General features: G+C 53.1%; 20 protein-coding genes and 1 riboswitch. All 20 genes read left to right on the forward strand.

Features of this window, described 5'->3' with window-relative positions; all coding sequences use genetic code 11:
- Positions 1-13: 13 nt before the first annotated feature.
- The 20 genes from ACZ439_RS25035 to folE all read left to right on the forward strand — a co-directional run bounded on the left by ACZ439_RS25035 (position 14) and on the right by folE (position 18108).
- Positions 14-709 (forward strand): pirin family protein, encoded by a 696-nt coding sequence (locus ACZ439_RS25035; RefSeq protein WP_054795873.1) that lies wholly within the window; start codon positions 14-16, stop codon positions 707-709.
- A gap of 148 nt (positions 710-857) precedes the next feature.
- Positions 858-2021, forward strand: coding sequence for a HEAT repeat domain-containing protein (locus ACZ439_RS25040; RefSeq protein WP_127604417.1), 1164 nt, complete (start codon positions 858-860; stop codon positions 2019-2021).
- A gap of 180 nt (positions 2022-2201) precedes the next feature.
- Positions 2202-2933, forward strand: coding sequence for an MBL fold metallo-hydrolase (locus ACZ439_RS25045; protein ID WP_155614367.1), 732 nt, complete (start codon positions 2202-2204; stop codon positions 2931-2933).
- Between the two features lies 1 nt (position 2934).
- Positions 2935-3564 (forward strand): TetR/AcrR family transcriptional regulator, encoded by a 630-nt coding sequence (locus ACZ439_RS25050; protein ID WP_054795824.1) that lies wholly within the window; start codon positions 2935-2937, stop codon positions 3562-3564.
- A 78-nt stretch (positions 3565-3642) separates the two neighbouring features.
- Positions 3643-4218 (forward strand): hypothetical protein, encoded by a 576-nt coding sequence (locus tag ACZ439_RS25055; protein WP_054795874.1) that lies wholly within the window; start codon positions 3643-3645, stop codon positions 4216-4218.
- Between the two features lie 332 nt (positions 4219-4550).
- Complete coding sequence (locus ACZ439_RS25060; protein ID WP_306439329.1) at positions 4551-4991, forward strand: GNAT family N-acetyltransferase; 441 nt, start codon at positions 4551-4553, stop codon at positions 4989-4991.
- 25 nt (positions 4992-5016) lie between these two features.
- Positions 5017-5628, forward strand: a complete 612-nt coding sequence (locus tag ACZ439_RS25065; protein WP_127604411.1) for a TraX family protein — start codon at positions 5017-5019, stop codon at positions 5626-5628.
- Positions 5629-5759: 131 nt separating this feature from the next.
- Positions 5760-5981: a cysteine-rich CWC family protein gene (locus ACZ439_RS25070; protein ID WP_054799149.1), complete on the forward strand. Its 222-nt coding sequence runs from the start codon at positions 5760-5762 to the stop codon at positions 5979-5981.
- A gap of 69 nt (positions 5982-6050) precedes the next feature.
- The gene (locus ACZ439_RS25075; RefSeq protein WP_127604407.1) at positions 6051-6776 is read left to right on the forward strand and encodes a ZIP family metal transporter; all 726 of its coding nucleotides are present in this window, start codon (positions 6051-6053) and stop codon (positions 6774-6776) included.
- A 35-nt stretch (positions 6777-6811) separates the two neighbouring features.
- Positions 6812-7273 carry a DinB family protein gene (locus tag ACZ439_RS25080; protein ID WP_054795828.1) on the forward strand — a complete coding sequence of 154 codons (462 nt, stop codon included), beginning with the start codon at positions 6812-6814 and terminating at the stop codon, positions 7271-7273.
- Positions 7274-7307: 34 nt separating this feature from the next.
- Positions 7308-7844 carry an NUDIX hydrolase gene (locus tag ACZ439_RS25085; RefSeq protein ID WP_054795829.1) on the forward strand — a complete coding sequence of 179 codons (537 nt, stop codon included), beginning with the start codon at positions 7308-7310 and terminating at the stop codon, positions 7842-7844.
- A 273-nt stretch (positions 7845-8117) separates the two neighbouring features.
- Positions 8118-10232: an LTA synthase family protein gene (locus tag ACZ439_RS25090; protein ID WP_201318483.1), complete on the forward strand. Its 2115-nt coding sequence runs from the start codon at positions 8118-8120 to the stop codon at positions 10230-10232.
- Positions 10233-10415: 183 nt separating this feature from the next.
- Complete coding sequence (locus ACZ439_RS25095) at positions 10416-10652, forward strand: DUF6953 family protein (RefSeq protein WP_164751699.1); 237 nt, start codon at positions 10416-10418, stop codon at positions 10650-10652.
- The gene (locus ACZ439_RS25100) at positions 10649-11206 is read left to right on the forward strand and encodes a cyclase family protein (RefSeq protein WP_464620326.1); all 558 of its coding nucleotides are present in this window, start codon (positions 10649-10651) and stop codon (positions 11204-11206) included. The genes ACZ439_RS25095 and ACZ439_RS25100 overlap by 4 nt, the downstream gene beginning before the upstream one ends.
- A gap of 65 nt (positions 11207-11271) precedes the next feature.
- Positions 11272-12150, forward strand: coding sequence for a radical SAM/SPASM domain-containing protein (locus ACZ439_RS25105; RefSeq protein WP_464620327.1), 879 nt, complete (start codon positions 11272-11274; stop codon positions 12148-12150).
- 174 nt (positions 12151-12324) lie between these two features.
- Positions 12325-13929, forward strand: coding sequence for a LytS/YhcK type 5TM receptor domain-containing protein (locus tag ACZ439_RS25110; protein WP_464620328.1), 1605 nt, complete (start codon positions 12325-12327; stop codon positions 13927-13929).
- Positions 13930-13936: 7 nt separating this feature from the next.
- Positions 13937-14680: a LytR/AlgR family response regulator transcription factor gene (locus tag ACZ439_RS25115; protein WP_054795830.1), complete on the forward strand. Its 744-nt coding sequence runs from the start codon at positions 13937-13939 to the stop codon at positions 14678-14680.
- A 184-nt stretch (positions 14681-14864) separates the two neighbouring features.
- Entirely contained in the window at positions 14865-16925 is a 2061-nt protein-coding gene (locus ACZ439_RS25120) for a carbon starvation CstA family protein (RefSeq protein ID WP_141333928.1), read from the forward strand.
- Between the two features lie 4 nt (positions 16926-16929).
- Positions 16930-17124 (forward strand): CstA-like transporter-associated (seleno)protein, encoded by a 195-nt coding sequence (locus ACZ439_RS25125; protein WP_054795831.1) that lies wholly within the window; start codon positions 16930-16932, stop codon positions 17122-17124.
- A 236-nt stretch (positions 17125-17360) separates the two neighbouring features.
- Positions 17361-17445: riboswitch (cyclic di-GMP riboswitch) on the forward strand.
- Between the two features lie 78 nt (positions 17446-17523).
- Entirely contained in the window at positions 17524-18108 is a 585-nt protein-coding gene (gene folE, locus ACZ439_RS25130) for a GTP cyclohydrolase I FolE (protein WP_464620329.1), read from the forward strand.
- The last annotated feature ends 14 nt before the right edge of the window (positions 18109-18122 follow it).

The raw sequence follows: 18122 nt of genomic DNA on the forward strand, positions 1-18122 counted from the left end.
GAGGATTTATTCGATGATACGCATTTATCCCGCTGCTTCCCGTTACTCAGCCGACCACGGCTGGTTGAAAAGCAATTTTAGTTTCTCCTTCGGCGACTACTACGATCCTGAGAACATGAACTTCGGCGTCTTGCGGGTGTTGAACGACGACACGATTGCAGGCGAACGCGGCTTCGGGGCTCATCCGCATCGCGAGATGGAGATCGTCACGATTGTCCTGAAGGGTCAGCTGCAGCATGAAGACAGCACTGGCCACAAAGCCGTCACAACGTTCGGCCAAGTGCAGCGGATGTCGGCGGGCACGGGCATCATTCATTCGGAGGTCAACCCGTCCAGCGAAGAAGTACAGCTGCTGCAGCTTTGGTTCATGCCGGCCGAACGGGGATTAACCCCGTCATACGAAACGACGGATTACGACTTGACGAAGCTGCGCCACCAATTGCTGCCGGTCGTTTCCAACGCATCCGGTCCCCATATCTCGCACATCCATCAAGATATGACGATCTATTTGAGCGAGCTGGAGAACGAAACGATCGACTTTCAGCAGAAGGAAGGGCGGCGTACGTTCCTGTTCGTCATTGAAGGCTCGCTGACGTTGAACGGTGACAACAAGCTCGATCGCCGGGATTCCGCGCGAATCGAGGACGTTACCAACCTGTCGCTTCAAGCCGAAGGTCAGACGCTGTTTATGCTGATTGACCTTCCCTAAAATCAAGATTCCGTAAACCGGTGCCGGTCCTTCGCTGCAAATGCGGGGACCGGCACTTATTTTTATGTGAAAAATCTATATTTTTCAAGTTCAAGCGAATACGTTATACTGTTGCTATATCTTTTCCATCTTGGGGGTTGAACCGTACATGAGCCAGAATGGCGATTACGGCGCGATGGGGCGCCAATATTTACAAGCGGAATCATATGGCGTCGCGGCTTTTTGTTTATATCGCGCGATTTTGGAAAATAAGGAAAACGCCAGTGCGTGGAACGGCTTGATCCTCGCCTTGACTTTCATGCGTAAGGAGTACGATGTCCAGACGGTGCTTGCGAGATTTGCCCTGCAGCCGCAGCTCCCTTATGATCCGGACATGATTTCGTTCGCGATGATGATGTGGCAGAACAACCCGCGTGCGCTCGGGGAATGGATGGCCGCGGTGTCCCGGATGCGGGGGACCGGCGAGCATAAAGCGATGCTGACCGGGCTGGAGGCCGACCTGAAGAAAGCATACGGCGACCTTGTGGAGCAGCACGGCGAAGAGACGTTACAGGAAAAAGGCATGATCCCGCTTGCGGAATATGCCGCCAGACGGATTGAACTTGACTGGATTCACGAAGGCGGATCCGTCGATACGATATATAACAACGCGAAAGAATGGATCGAAGATCCCGAGCAGGCGCTCTCGTGCGTTCGCTTGCTTTGTATGCTGCCGGACCCGCGCAGCGAGAAGCTGCTGCGTCGCGTTTGCCGCAACGAAGAGCTGGATAGCAAGGTGCGCACCCATGCGCTGCTTGCGCTGCGCTGGCTGGGCATACGCGGCAACGTGAAGTTCCATAACTTCGGCGAATCATTCGTCGTTAATCTGGACAATCCGCAGCCGGAGCTGACGGTCTCGGTACCCGCCGTCTTCAAGCCGGCCTTGAACCGGATGATGCTGTGGGTTGCTAAAGAACAAGGTCATGTTACAGCGGACGAATACGAAGCGGCCGCGTCCACCGACGAACCGGAATTTTCGGACGAACTGGCCGAGAAGGTGAAGAATGCCGAGCTTCCTTCGCTGCTGCAGGAAGTCGTGCATACGCTGATTCGCGCCGCCTATGACAAATATTATCCGCTCGTCCCCACGATTCGCGGGACTCGGGACTGGGCCGCCGCATTCCTGATGCTGATGAAGGATTACGCCGTCGGCGTCGGGATGGGTTGGCCGCTCGGCGAACCGGAGCAGATCGAGCAAGCTGTGCTTCACCGCAATTGGCTGCTGAGCGGTTCGCCGGACTTCTATGAAACGCTGCAGTCCGTCCATGCTTAACGCGCCGACCCCGTTATGAAGAGAAGAACCGATTTCCCGCATAAGCTGACGGCGGGGAGGCGGTTCTTTTTGTTATTGAACATAAAATGAAGCGAGCTGCCATTTTTTACTTGCCAAAACTAATAACATTAGTTATTATAAAACTAACAACATTAGTGTATGGGGGCGGTGAATCTTATGATGCGTATGAAAAGAGAATTGACTTTGGCGCAACTTACATTTTTTCCTAGGTTATTTCCGGTAAATTGTTATTTGATTGAGGAAGAAGACGGTTTAACGCTTATCGATGCCGCGCTTTCGGTAAGTTTGAAGGGGATTCTGCAAGCGGCTCGGCTCATCGGGAAGCCGATCGTGCGCATCGCGCTGACGCATGCTCACGGGGATCACGTAGGGGCGCTTGACGGACTGAAGCGCCAGCTGCCGGACGCGCCGGTTCTGATCTCGGTCCGCGACGCACGGTTAATGCGCGCGGATTCTTCCTTGGATCCGGGCGAGCCTCAACGGCCGATCCGCGGCGGCCTGCCGAAGAAGCTGCAAACCCGTCCCGATGTTCTGCTGAAGGATGGCGACCGGATCGGTTCGCTGACGGCCGTCTCCGTACCGGGGCATACGCCTGGCTCGATGGCCTTCTACGACGAACGCACCGGCTTTCTGATCGCCGGGGACGCGATGCAAACAAGAGGCGGAATTGCGGTATCGGGCCAGATGGTGCCTTGGTTTCCTTTTCCGGCGATGGCTACGTGGGATAAACAAACGGCGCTGGACAGCGCCCGGAAGCTGCGCGAGCTGCAGCCCTCGATGCTGGCGGTCGGTCACGGCGATCTGCTGCCGAACCCGCTTCAGGCGATAGACCGCGCGATTGCCCAAGCCGAACTTAGATTAAACGGAAAACCCGCGCAAAGGAGCGTTTAGCATGTCACCGAGAATGGGATTGGATTTACCGGCTATTTTACAGGCAGCCACCGAAATCGCCGATCAGCAGGGCCTGGAGAACGTAAGTTTGGCCGGGCTTGCGAACAAGCTGGACGTTCGTTCTCCATCGCTTTACAACCATGTGAACGGACTTCCCGGTTTGCGCAAGAAGATGGCCGTGTACGGCATCGGGCTGCTCACGGCCGACATGAGGCACGCTGCCGTCGGCCGGTCCGGCGACGAGGCGCTGCGCGCCATTGCCCGCGCCTACGTGAGCTTCGTGAGGAAGCATCCGGGCTTGTATGAGGCGACGCTGCGGGCGCCGGAGGCTGACGATGAGGACCACCGCCGCGAATCGGAGGCGCTTGTCGCCCTGGTCGTCCGTGTGCTTGACGTGTACGAATATCAGGGGGAGGACGTTTATTACGTCGTCCGCTGCTTTCGCAGCATGCTGCACGGCTTTGCCTCCCTGGAGCAGCAGGGCGGCTTCGGGATGCCGCTTGGCCTGGACGATACGCTCGAGCTGCTGATCGATGCGTTTCTGGCCGGCATGCGGGTGTTGAAGCAGCAGCGGGTTAGCGGTCTGACGAAACCCGATGCATGGAGCGAGAGAGCGGGGGATGCGCGATGACTTTTATCGGATTCCTGTTATTGTTCAGTGTGGTCTGCGGAATTTTAGATGCGAAAGCACGCAAGGGGGGATGGTAAGATGTTTGCCGGACATTTTGGATTGGCTGCCGCGGTGAAGGCGAAGACGCCTGAAGTACCGTTGTGGGCATTAGTCGTAAGCACGCAGCTGCTGGACGTCGTCTTCGTCCCTTTGTTTCTGGCGGGGGCGGAAACGATGGAGCCGGTCGGGGCGGGAGGCTACGGAGAAAGCATCATTCATGCCGATTATTCGCACTCCTTGCTGGGAGCGCTGCTCATCAGCCTGCTGGCCGGCTGGATCGGCGGCCGCTTATGGGGGATGCGCGGAGGTCTCGTTATTGCCGCCCTAGCATTCAGTCACTGGCTGCTCGACCTGGCGGTGCACCGGACGGATATGCCGATATTGCCCGGCAATACCGGAGATTTGCCGCTGCTCGGATTCGGCTTGTGGACCTCGGCATCGGCCAGTATCGCCGTTGAGGCGATCCTGCTTGCCGTCGGCTTCTTCTTATACACGCGCTCTATGGTAGGCGCGAAGGGAGTGAAGTCGAACCGCGGAATAAGGTTTGCCGCGATTGGAACGATGGGGGGGCTGCTCGTTTTGTCGCTGCTGGCGGATGTGCTGGGGATCGGTTGACAGGCTGATTTTGTAACTTTTTCCTGGCGGCTTGCGTTAGTTCCGATAGGAGGAAACAAGCTCATGTGGAAAAAAGCGCTGCTTGCCGCTTCGCTGCTGCTGCCGCTAACGTGCGCTCCTGCAGAGGCGGCTAAAGTCGGGCCGCTCATAGGCAAAGCCTCCAAAGCCGGTTGCGGATGACGCGACGGTGATGGGGGCTGCTGTTCGTAAGCCCGAACCACCCGGGCAAGGGGAAGCAAGCTATTCCTTCGCAGGCTTGCAGGAGTCGGGCCGTCTGGTGTCGAAAGCAAATGCGAAGCAATTTCCTGTATAAACAAGAGATGGAGTGAGACATGATGTTAACCAACCTCAAAACCCAATTGCAGGAGCCTGCCGTCCGGGAGCTCCTGGAGTATTCGATATTTCCCGATCCCGACCTGCTGGAGCAAGTCGTCGGCGAGTACGAGCGAAGTGAGGAACTCGAGCTGTATGGCTATGAAGAACAGGGGGAACTGGTCGGCATTGTCGGTTTTACGGTGTCGGATCGGAACGAGATGGAAATTAAACATCTAGCCGTTCACCCCGACGCGCGCGGGCGCGGTTACGGCAGGGGACAAATACTAGAGCTGCTCGCGCTCAAAAAACCGGCCCGTATCGTAGCGGAGACCGATGAGGAAGCGGTAAATTTTTATCGGAATATCGGGTTCACCGTGATCGGATTGGGGGAAAAATATCCTGGGATCGAACGGTACCGCTGTGAATACGAGGCCGAAATCGACGATAACCGGTCCTAATCACGCGTAAGGGGGAGTGGTTGTCATGTGGCAATGGGTCGCCATGATCAGCATGACCGCGGATCATATCGGTTACGTTTTTTATCCGGATGACCCGTTATGGCGGGTTGTCGGAAGGATGGCTTTTCCCGTTTATGCGTATTTGCTCGTTCAAGGCTACCTGCATACGCGCAGCGTCTGGCGCTATTTGCTGCGTCTGTTGTTTATTTTCGCCGTCGCGCAAATTCCTTATATGGCTTTGTTAAAGACGCTGGAGATGAATGTCGTCGGCACGCTGTTGATTAGCTTGACGGTTCTCTGGGCGATCGACAAGCTTTCATGGGGGTTGAAGACGGCCGTAATCGCGGCTGCCGCGGGTCTGCTCCTATGGATTCCGTTCGATTATGGGGTGTACGGGCTTATCCTCGTGCTCGTGTACCGGTATGTCCGCACGTATTGGGCCGTTGCCGCACATGCCGTCTTGACGCTAATCCTGTATGCGGGCGTTCCTATCCAAATGTTCAGCGTATTGGCGACGCTGCTTTTATATGCCGGGGCATTGCCGATAAGCCGTCAGGTGCCGGCTTGGCTGTGGCGCAGTTTTTATCCCTTGCATTTAGGGATACTGTTCATTTGGTTCACGCTTCAGATCAATTAGCGGCATAAATTATTAATCGAATTAAATAGATAGAAGGGGCATCCCTGGGACGGGAGTGTCCTTTTTTGACAAGTCCATGATATGATAGAGCACATGAAGACGGGGCCGGAAGCGGGAAAGGCGGTGAGCGCGTGAATAATGGAACGGCCTGTGCCGGGCAATGTCCGCTTTGCGGAGCGGATAACGGGTGCAGTTACGTGCAGGGGAAGCCGATCGAAGCGTGCTGGTGCTGGAAGGAGCTGGTCCCCAAGACGCTGCTGGAACGGATCCCGGACGAGCGAAAGGGGAAGGCGTGCGTTTGCAGGCCATGCGTGAACGCCGGCGAGAGCGCTGAACGAAACGTGCAGGGCTGATTTTCGGGCAGCTTTCGATATAATGGAAATACTTACATCATAGTCTAGTCGTACAAGGAGGCGAAATCTATCGAGACGTTGCTGATCGGGAGCATTTGTTCGGCGCTGTCGACCGGATTAGGCGCGTTACCGATCTTATTTTTCAAAAAGCTGACCCACCGTTGGCGGGATTTGCTTCTCGCCTTTACGGCGGGCGTGATGGTGTCCGCTTCGATGTTCGGTTTAATCCCTCAGGCGCTTGACGTTTCCAACACGTTCGTCGTTTCCGTCGGCGTCATGATGGGGGTAACGATCTTAAGCTTAATGGAGAAGTTCATTCCTCACATCGATGTGGAGCGTCCGCAGAAGGTCATTTCGGATAAAGCGTTCTTGGTGGTGGCGGCATTATTCCTGCACAATATACCCGAGGGTCTTTCGGTGGGGGTCAGCTACGCGCACGTGAACCCCGAGCTCGGCGCTATCGTGGCGATCGGAATCGGGCTGCAAAACATGCCGGAGGGGCTGCTCGTCGCCTTGTTTTTGAGCTATCAGGAGATTAGCCGTTGGAAGGCGTTTCTGGTGGCGACGCTGACCGGCGTTGTCGAGATTTTTGCCGCGCTGCTCGGTTACGGAATGACCCATTACGTGCAAGGGCTGGTCCCTTACGGTCTGTCGTTTGCCGCGGGTGCCATGATGTTTATCGTATACAAAGAGCTGATTCCGGAAAGCCATGGCGACGGGAACGAGCGGATTTCCACGTTTTCTTTCATCTTCGGGCTGCTCGCCATGATTGTCCTGATGGACCTCTTTAGTTAATTGACCGATCACTCCTGGACGAAAGGAACTACCGTATGATAACGATCAAAACACATCTGGAACGTATGTTTGATCATGTGCATTGGGCCAACCTGCGCATCCTCGCAGCGCTGCAGGCCTCCGATGGCAAACCGGATAAAGCCGTCAGGCTGTTCGCCCATATTTTGGGCGCCGAGAACGTATGGTTGACCCGGATGAACGGGGAAGACGGCGGATCGTTTCCGATCTGGCCGGAGGCCGATTTGGCGGAGTGCGGGCGTATGGCGGAAGCGAATCGGGCCGGGTATGCGCGATTGTTCGAACGCTTGAACGAGAGCGACTTGTCCGAAGCGACGACGTACCGGAACACGAAAGGCGACGTTTTTCAGACGGTGCTGGCCGATATTTTAACGCATGTGTCCATGCACGGCAGCTATCATCGCGGTCAAGTGAACGCGCTGCTGCGCGCCGAAGGCTTCGAGCCGGCCAATACGGATTACATTACGTTCGTCCGGTAATGCGGCGATAATTTCCTGTTCAAGAAGGTGCGGTATGTTAGCCTATAACATTTGTTTTATTCGAAGAAGCGATGAAATTTTACTGCTAAACCGGAATAAGCCCTCCTGGATGGGCAGATGGAACGGCGTAGGCGGGAAGGTCGAGAACGGCGAGACGCCGCGGGCTTCCGTCCTGCGGGAAGTATATGAGGAGACCGGCATCCGGCTGGATACGGTTCGCTTCAAAGGGATCGTCACTTGGCTGGTGGACGGCCGGCATTACGGCGGCATGTATTTGTATACGGCCGAGCTGGAAGCGGCTTACCCCTATGAAACGCCGATCAAGACGGAAGAAGGCATCCTGGACTGGAAGAAGATCGATTGGATCCTCGACCCGAACAACGAAGGGGTCGCGTCCAATCTCCCGCGGTTTATTCCGTTGATGCTTCAGGAGGACGGCTGCTACGATCATCATTGCCTCTTTATGAACGGTGCGATGACCGGCGTCGTGTCCAGACCGATCGCCGCCGCCACGGAGACCGATGCGGCGCTGCTGGCAGGCGCCAGGGAGAAAGCGGAGCTCACCCCATAACGTAATGCGATTTACACCCCACAACCTGCGCCTGCGGCTATGTTGCGGGGTGTTTGCTTGATCCGGACAAAAACAGAACGTAGCCGGGAATATGCAAACGGGGGAAGATCGAATGTCGCGCGGGTAAACCGAAATCCATGGACTGGATATTAACTAAAAATTAATGCAAGAGAAGCTGAAAAACGTAAAGTATGCTATACTGAGACTAGGTGCTTCATAAAAAATTTATAATTCGAGCGACCTACTATATCAGACATCGAATGTGAGGAGAACATGGGGGAACTACAGCTTGCGATTCGTCATTATGGCATTCAAACGGCGCGGCGGTTGCCGTTATTTTTATGTTCAGTTTGGATCGTATTTTTAGTCGAGCTTCTGAGCCGGGGCAAGTGGGGCGATACGTTCGGCTGGACGTTCCTGGCGATTCCGAAACTGACGCTGAACGCCTTGGTCGTGTTGGGGCTGTTGCTGCTGCTCAGCGCGCTTACGAACAGTGTCCGGCTTTCGTTCTGGCTGGTGGCCACCGTCTGCCTGGCGTTCAGTCTCATCAGCGGGATCAAGCTGGAAATTCTCGGCGTCCCTTTCCTGCCCTGGGATCTGCTGCTTACGAGCGAAACGAAGGACATGACACCGTATATCGGCGGCCTGTTCAATTTTACGGTGATATCAGGAGTTGTCGTGTTTATTGCAGTCAGCCTGTTGTTACTTTATAAGCTGCCGCGAGTCGCCGTGAAATTGAAATGGAAGCACCGTACGACGATGGGGTTGTTCTCCGCGCTTCTGCTGGTTTCGATCTATAACGACGGAGCCATTTCCTTGAAGAAACTGGCCAATATAGAAAACCTGGCCTGGGATCAAACGGAAAATGTGAAGACGAACGGCTTTCTGTTGTCGACGATCATGAATTTAAAGTTTTTGAACTTGAAGGAGCCGTCCGGCTATAACGATCAAAGCATCCGCTCGATTGCTTCGTCCGTCCCCCCGGCGGTACCGGTTGCAGGGGATGTGAAGCCGAACATCATTGTCGTCCTCAGCGAATCGTTCTGGGATGCGACGCAAGTGAAAGGCTTGACGTTCAGTCAAGACCCGATTCCCTTTTATCACGCGCTGAGCGCTAAATATTCGAGCGGAACGATGCTTTCTCCGCAATACGGGGGCGGTACGGCCAATGTCGAATTCGAGGTATTGACGGGCAATTCGATGCGCTTCCTGCCGCAAGGTTCGATTCCATATAATCAGTATGTCGATAAAGGCATCGATTCCATGGCCAGCATATTGAAGCGTCAAGGGTACGACACGACGGCGATTAATCCATTCCATAGCTGGTTTTATAACAGCAAGAAGGTGTATGAGAACTTCGGTTTCTCGAAGTACATCTCGCAGGAGTTTTTTGAACCCGACTATGAAGGTCCTTATTTGTCCGACCGCTCCGTGGCGAAGTATATTATCGAATCCGGGGAGAAGACGCCGGGGCCCGATTTTATTTTTGCCAATACGATGCAGAATCATTACCATTACTACCCCGGTAAATTCAAGGAGAATACAATCGAGGTGACCGGCGTGACCGGCGAAGCGAAGGGTCTCTTCGAAACGCTGGCCCAAGGCTTGCAAGGAGCGGACAACATGCTGAAGCAGCTGGTCACGTACTACGAGCAGAAACAGGAGCCGACCATTATCGTATTTTTCGGCGATCATTTGCCAAGCCTCGGCGAAAATTATAAAGCTTATAAAGATAGCGGCTACCTGCAAGAGAACGACCCGGATTTTCTGAATAAAATGTACCGTGTCCCGGTGCTCGTATGGAACAACTACTTGCCTCAGCATCAGGACAAGCTGGACATGAGTCCTTCGTTCCTCAGTTCATACGTATTGAAGCTGGCTGAGCGCCCAGGCACTTATTACACGGATTTTTTATATCAGCTTTCGCAAAAGTCGCCCGTCATCCCGCCGAAAAACATGTACGCGGCGATGGGGATCGATGAGAATGCGTTGCAAAGCTATGAGAAGCTGCAATACGATATTATGTTCGGCAAACAATATGGATACGGCGATTGGGCCGGGACGATCAAGGACCCGAATTACGTATTAGGGCCCGGCAAGCTCGAGATCGAGGACATCCAAGTCCAGGCCTCCGGCGACGATCAGGTTGTGAAGGTGTCAGGGCAAAACCTGCCGCACAATGGCGTCGTGCTTATCAACGGTCAACCGGCTGTCACCGAATGCAAGAAGCTTGGCGAATTAACAGCGGTCGTAACGCCGGAAGCTGCCGGTTCGCAGGAGTTCAATATCGAAATCGTGGTGAAAGATTCCAAGGATATCGTGGTCGCCACCTCCAATAAAGTCGCCTATTCGGCGAATGCGGCAAATGCGGCAAATGAGGTGAAGTAGCCATTCGTATAAACACCCCTTAAGTCAGGCGATGGGATTTACCGCCAGGTAGGTCTAAGCCACTGCCAAGGGGTGTTTTTCTGTTGACGGTACACGTTCCTCCACGCGTACCAACGGTTCGCTAAATCAGCAGGTTTCGGCTATACTGAACAGGGAACCCTTATCAGTTAGGAGAGAATAGATGTGGAATATTCAGCCCAAGATGTTGCGGATTGGATGCTCGCCAAGGTCAAGAATGCGGGCATTTTATATCAAAGCGACGCCGTTAACCATATTGTCAGCCACTTCGGAGAATCCTATATTTATGTGAATGAGAACGGAAATACGTCCATTTCCAAAGAGGTCAAAAAATTATTCAAGAAACTCCATGGCGGCCGGGTTGCCTGGGATCGGGACGGCTTCTTCTGGGGATGGACATGAAGATCATTGATTTATCCGTACCCTTATATACGGGCATGCCTGTTTTTCCCGGCGATCCGGAAGTACGTGTTGCCGTGGTGCAAACCTATGAAACGCATGCGTGGGAATTGCGGCAGCTCATCCTCGGTTCGCATACGGGTACGCACGTTGACGCCTTTTCTCATATGCATGCAGGTCTGGAAACGTTAGATGAAATATCGCTGGAACGTTTTTTTGGCAGGGCTCGGGTTGTCGATCCCCGGCAACCGGATTGGCCCAGAGACAGAGGATTGTTGTTTATAGATGAGGTCGGAATAGAAGCAGCCGGTAAAATCATCGGGTTGAATCCGGGATTTGTAGGCGGGAATCTAACGGAAGAGTTAGAGAGAGCTCTACTCGGCGAGAGAATCATCACGTATACGGATTTAATTCATTTGGACCGGCTGCCGAAGGAAACAGACTTTATGTTTTTTGGAGTGCCCTTAAAGATTAAGGGCGGGGATGGTTCGCCGGTTCGGGCTTTTGCTATTTTGGAAGACGAGTCTCCCGGGATTTCATTGAAAGAAACGCCATGAACGGTTAAAATGAACGGGGAAGCTACTAGCTGCGTACAGCGCAAATAGGATCGGAGTATGGATGGATGAAGAAGTTTAAGAAGTTTTATATCGAAATTACAAGCGTCTGTAATTTGGCTTGCAGCTTTTGTCCGCAAACGAAGCGGCAAGCCAATTTTATTAAAATCGAAGATTTCAAAAAAACGCTCGATCAAGTTCGGCCTCATACGGATTATATTTATTTTCATTTAAAAGGCGAGCCGCTGCTTCATCCCAAGATCGATGAACTGCTCGATATCAGCCATGAAAAAGGGTTTAAAGTCAATATTACGACCAACGGGACATTGCTCCATAAAGCCGGACCTAAAATCATGATGAAACCGGCGCTCCGTCAGATGAACTTCTCGCTGCATAGCTTTGACGGACATGCCGGCTCCACCGACAAGGAAGGCTACATTTGCAGTGTTTTGTCCTATGTGAAGGAAGCGGTACAGAAAACCGGCATGATCATCTCCTTGAGGCTATGGAATCTCGATACGGACAATGCAACGAACCAGCAAAGAAATCGAAATCGCGAAATTCTGGAAATCATCGAACGCGAATTTCATCTGCCCTACAGAATCGAAGAAAAATTCGTGCGAGGCAGCGGATTGAAAATTGCCGACCGTATTTATTTGAATCAGGATCATGAATTTCAATGGCCCGATCTCAAGGCGCCGGAAATAGAGGGAAGCGGATTCTGTCATGCGCTTCGGAACCAGGCGGGTATACTTGTGGACGGAACGGTAGTGCCTTGCTGTCTGGACGGAGAGGGCGTTATTAATTTAGGAAATATTCACCGGACGCCGTTCTCCGAGATCGTGGAGGGCGAACGGGCGAACAATCTGTATAACGGTTTCTCCAGAAGAGAAGCGGTTGAGGAATTATGCAAGAAGTGCGGGTATCGCACAAGATTCAGCGTGTAATCGTTTCGAAGGCTTGGTCAGAACGCTGCTGCTGCGGCTATCTGACCAGCCTTTTTTGCTTTGCGGTGCAAGAATGTCGACAGCTGACCGTTCACTGGAAACGAAATTGTACTGCAAGTGCGGTTCATATCTGCTAGGATAACGTTAAAAGGGTACGCAGGGGGGCATGAAGCGATGCTGCAGCTATTCGTCGATATGATCGAGCGGGTCGGCTTTCTGATAGCGCTCGCATTTGCCTTTTCCCGCAGCCGCTGGATGCGCAGCTATATGAGCTATCAAGGGGACAAGACGTATCAATGGCGGTTTCTTGTTTTTTTCACCGCCTATGCGGTTATCGGAACGTACTCTGGTGTGACCGTCTCCAATTATACGTATCAACCGGCCCCGTGGATCGGCGAGGTTTCCCCGACAGCGGCCATTGCCAATTCCCGGACCGTGGGCGTTGTCATTGCCGGCTTGCTTGGAGGGGTGAAGAGCGGACTGATCGTCGGTATCGCTGCCGGCGTGCATCGTTACAGCCTAGGCGGATTCGTAGCCGTCGCCTGTATGGTTGCTCCTATCCTTCAAGGCGTGTTGGCGGGGCTTTGCCGCAATGCGTTCAAGAGGCGCTTCCGCAAGGTAGCGTCGGTCCAGCTCGCCTTCGTCGTCGGATTCATGGCCGAGTCGCTGCAGATGGGGCTCATTTTATTGCTGGCTAAGCCCTGGGAAGAAGCGGTCGGCTTGGTATCGCTCATCGGATTTCCGCAAACGCTCGCTAACAGCGTCGGGGTTGCGCTTTATTTTGTGCTGTACAATACGATGGAGCGGGAAGAGGACCGTATCGGCGCAGAGCATGCCCACCGAGCGCTGCAAATCGCCGATATGACGATGCCGCTCTGGCGGCTGGAGTTCGAGAAGGCGGTTCAGGAAATCGCCAAGGTGTTGAATGAAGAGACGAAAGCGGTTGGCGCGTTTTTCACCAAGAACGGTTCCGATTGGGTGATGGAAGGAAGAAAGACGAAGTTTTGCATCGACCTGTTCGTTGGCATTCCCAATCAGCGGCCGATCGGACAGTTCCGGTTGTATTTTGAACGGGAGCAGGATGACAATCCATCCCGCCGGCGTATGCTGACTTCCCTGGCCGGACTATTGTCCCAGCAGTATGCGTTTGTCGAATCGGAGAGGCAGGCCCAGCTTCTTGCGGAAGCCGAGATTCGCTCGCTGCAGGCCCAGATGAATCCGCATTTTCTGTTTAACGCGCTGAACACGGTCAAATCGTTCATTCGCACCAAACCGGAAGAGGCGCGTCAGATGGTGATGCATTTGTCGAAATTTTTACGCAAAAATATGAGCAACGGCAACCAAAGAATGGTTACGATTCGCGACGAATATGAATTGGTAATGTCCTATCTGAGTCTGATTAAAGCGCGTCTCGGGGATCAGCTGGAGTTTTACGCCGATATTGACGAACGCGTACTGGATCATCACATTCCTCCGTTTACGATTCAGCCTCTCGTCGAGAACGCTATCGTGCATGGGATCAAGGGCATCGAGAGGACCGGCGTGATCCGGCTCATCGTGAAGGAGGAGCCGGAAAGCGGCGAGAGGCATGCGCGAATTACGGTCGAGGATAACGGAGTAGGCTTGACCTTCATCCGGGAGGACGGGCAGGAAGATCATACAGGCATGGCTTTGCGTAATATCGAACAGCGTCTGAGCTATCATTACGGGAAAGTGCGGCCGCTTGAAATCGAGAGCAGTCCGGGGGAAGGAACGAAAATTACTTTTTGGGTGAGGTGAGGGATCCATGGGCTGGAATATCGTAATTGCCGATGATGAAGCACCGGCAAGGGAAGAGCTTGTATATTTGTTGGAGCAGCTCGCTGACGTGGACCGGGTGACTCAGGCGAACAGCGGCATGGATGCGATTAAGAAAGTGAAGGAACAAGCCCCGGATGTCCTGTTCCTCGACATGGACATGCCGGACTTGAACGGGCTTCAAGTGGCGGAAATCGTCGGCGAGCTGAATTCGCAGGTGAAGATCGTCTTCTCCACCGCCTATGACCAATATGCCGTCGATGCGTTCAAGGTGCGGGCTTTTCACTATATGCTCAAGCCATTCGACGAAGATGATTTGGACAGCGTCTTCCGGGAGCTGCGCAAAACGCGGACGGGAACGGGGACGAAAGCCCCAGCCATCCCGCCGGCCGGAAATTCGTGCGTCAAGCTGGCGCTCGAAATGGAAGAAGGCATTAAGTATGTGTCCCCGAAGGACATCATCTATATTAGCAAGGAGGGCAAGTATGTCCAGGTTCATATTCGCGATAAAGCCTATCACGTTACGTACACGTTGGTAGAGCTGGAACAGAAGCTGGAGCCGTTCGGTTTCTTCCGCTGCCATAAGAGCTATCTCGTCAATCTGGCCGCCATCGCCGAGCTGAAAACGTGGGTCAACGGGGCCTACAATCTGCTGATGGACGATGAGGCGCGAAGCACGATACCCGTCAGCCGCAATTATGTGAAAGCGCTGCGTTTGAAACTTGAAATTTAACATCATAGATGACAAATTCGGCATGATGCGCTTCAGGCGTATCGCGAAGACTCCAGACGATTTATACTATTTGCAAGCGCTCTCAAAATAAACCGGTTGGAGGAATGCAAGACGTACAGCCAGCTTGGGCCTGGTTCGTACGGACTGTGTTCGCGCGACAATAACGCTTACGAGGAGTGGGATCATGAAAAACAAATGGGTTTCGTACGGGGTTTGGGGGCTGATCGCGGCGTTAGGCGCGCTAGGGTTCGCGATGCTCGCGCTTGCGAACGGCGAGAAAATTTCGGCGGCCTGGCTCATCATAGCCGCAATCTGCACTTATGCTTTTGGTTACCGTTTCTATAGCCGGTTCATTGCCAGGAAGATCTACGAATTAAACGACAACCGGGCAACGCCGGCCCATGTGCATAACGATTCCAAGGACTACGTCCCGACGAATAAATACGTGCTCTTCGGCCATCACTTTGCGGCGATCGCCGGAGCCGGTCCGCTGGTCGGTCCGATTTTGGCCGCACAAATGGGGTATTTGCCGAGCATTCTGTGGATTATTATCGGAGCTGTACTTGCGGGCTGCGTGCAGGACTTCGTCACGCTTGTCGGATCCATGCGGCGGGACGGGAAGTCGCTCGGTCAGATGGCGAAAGACGAAGTCGGCCGATTCGGCGGCACGTTAGCTTCTATTGCAACGCTGGCGATCCTCATTATCATCGTCGCCGTACTTGGACTCGTCGTCGTGAAAGCGTTGGCGGAGTCTCCATGGGGAATGTTTACGATCGCCATGACGATGCCGATCGCCATCTTCATGGGCTTCTACATGCGATTTATTCGACCGGGGAAAGTCATTGAGGGCTCCATTATCGGTTTTGTTCTATTGATGATCGTATTATGGGCAGGACAATTTGTTGCCGCCAATCCGGTGCTGGCGAAGATGTTCACCTTCACCGCGCCGCAGATCGCCCTGATGATGGTCGTATATGGCCTGATCGCTTCGATTTTGCCGGTGTGGGTACTGCTTGCACCCCGAGATTATTTAAGCTCTTTCTTGAAAATCGGCGTCATCATTTTACTGGCGGGCGGTATTTTGGTGACATTGCCGGAGCTGCAAATGCCGGCTGTGACCAAGTTTATCGATGGGACCGGTCCCGTATTCTCCGGCAATTTATTCCCGTTCTTGTTCATTACCATAGCATGCGGCGCCGTTTCCGGCTTTCATTCCCTGATTTCTTCCGGGACGACACCAAAGCTGATCGAAAGAGAAAGTCATGCGCCCTTCATCGGATATGCCGGTATGGCCGCGGAATCCTTCGTCGCCGTCATGGCCTTGATCGCCGCGTGCGCCTTGGAGCCCGGCATTTACTTCGCTATGAACTCGTCGCCGGCCGTTATTGGAACCGATCCCGCTGCCGTCGCCGCCAAAATTTCATCCTGGGGCTTCACGCTGACACCGGAACAAATTACGAACACAGCCAAAGAAATCGGTGAAAACACCATTCTCTCCAGAACGGGCGGGGCGCCGACGCTTGCCGTCGGCATGGCGGAAATCTTTTCAACGTTCCTGGCCGGGGCCAAGGCATTCTGGTACCATTTCGCGATTTTGTTCGAAGCGGTCTTTATTTTAACGGCTGTGGATGCGGGCACACGGGTAGGACGCTTTATGCTTCAGGATTTGATCGGCAACTTCTACAAGCCGTTTGCTCAAACGAAAGTGTTCAAGTATAATTTCCTGGCTTCGTTTATTGTTTGCTTGGCCTGGGGCTACTTCTTGTATCAAGGAGCCATCGATCCGTTCGGCGGCATCAATTCGTTGTGGGCGCTGTTCGGGATTGCGAACCAAATGTTGGCTGCCATCGCTCTCGCCGTCGCGGCGACGATTATGATCAAAATGGGCAAGGCCCGCTACGCTTGGGTAGGAATCGTGCCGTTCGTGTTCCTCGCGGTAACGACATTAACGGCCGGCTTCCAAAAAACGTTCTCCTCTCAGGCAAGCATCGGCTTTTTGGCGGCTGCGAAGAAATACCAGGACGGGATCGATCAGGGGCAAGTCATCGCGCCTGCCAAAAATATGGACGTCATGCATCAGATTGTGACGAACAACTATATCGATGCAGGCCTCACGATCTTCTTCGAGATTGTGGTGATCCTGATGATTATTGAATCTTTACGCGTCTGGTACAAAATTTTGATCCAAAAACAAAAACCGGTATTAAAAGAAGCGCCGTTTGTCAAATCTACTTTTGGAGCCTGATGCCATGAGAACGATAACGAGCTTTGCCAGCAAGGCCAAAGCGACAATCAAGGTCATTTTCAGTATTCCGGACTATGAGAAATACTTGAAGCATCAGCAAGAGCGCCATCCGCATGAAACCCCTTTGACGGAGAAGGAGTTCTATATGCTGTCGCTTCACGAGCGTTATGAAAGCGGTAAGATCAATCGCTGCTGCTAACAAGGAGAGACGGAGTAAGGCGGGTGCATGCAGCCCGTCTTGCCCCGTCTCTTCGTTTATGCAACCTGTGCGGCTTCATCCGCCTTTGGCATCAAATGTCGAAAAAATGCGCGATAATATCACGTATTTTTCGACTTTATTCTCATATAGCGTCGAAAAATGTCGTTATATCAAAGATTTCAATAAAGAAATCATTGCTTATCTAGGTATAATAGACTATACTTGGCTTATATTCTTAACGATAATGGCAAACTCATCGAAAGGTGGGGACGCAAAGCTTCGGGTCTAAGGCGGTAACGCTATGACGGCTGGGCCGCCGAATTAGGGACGGATCTGTATATACGAATCCAGTTCTATTCGGACTGGATTTTTTGTTGTTTCTAAGGAGGGAAATACTAGATGACCATACGATCAAATACCAATTTGGCAAGTAAAGATGTTCTTGAAGACAGCATTCGAACGATTCTCGAGCAAATAGGGGAAAATCCGGACCGGGAAGGTCTGCTGGATACACCGAAACGAGTCGCGAAAATGTACCGGGAAGTGTTCTCAGGTGTGGGGGTGAATCCGGAATCGGCGCTGACGACAACGTTCGAAGAGGAGTACGACGGGATCATCACCGTAAAGGATATGACTTATTACACTTTCTGCGAGCATCATCTGATCCCGTTCTATGGAAAGGCGCACATCGGATATATTCCGGATGGGAGAATCGTCGGCTTAAGCAAATTTGCCAGATTGGTAGAGCTGGTCTCGCAGCGTCCGCAGGTGCAAGAGCGAATGACGCAGCAAGTTGCGAGTGCCGTATTGAATGTGCTGAAGCCGAAGGGTGTCATTGTAACCGTGGAGGGAACTCACTTATGCATGTGCGCGCGGGGCGTGAAAAAACCGGGAACGTCTACGGTGACAACGGTGAAGAAGGGGATATTTGCCGACAACGTCTCGCTATGTGAAGAGTTTGACCGTTCCATATCCAGAGCCTAGGAAGGGGGAAACGG

Source organism: Paenibacillus sp. JCM 9796 (assembly GCF_055379675.1).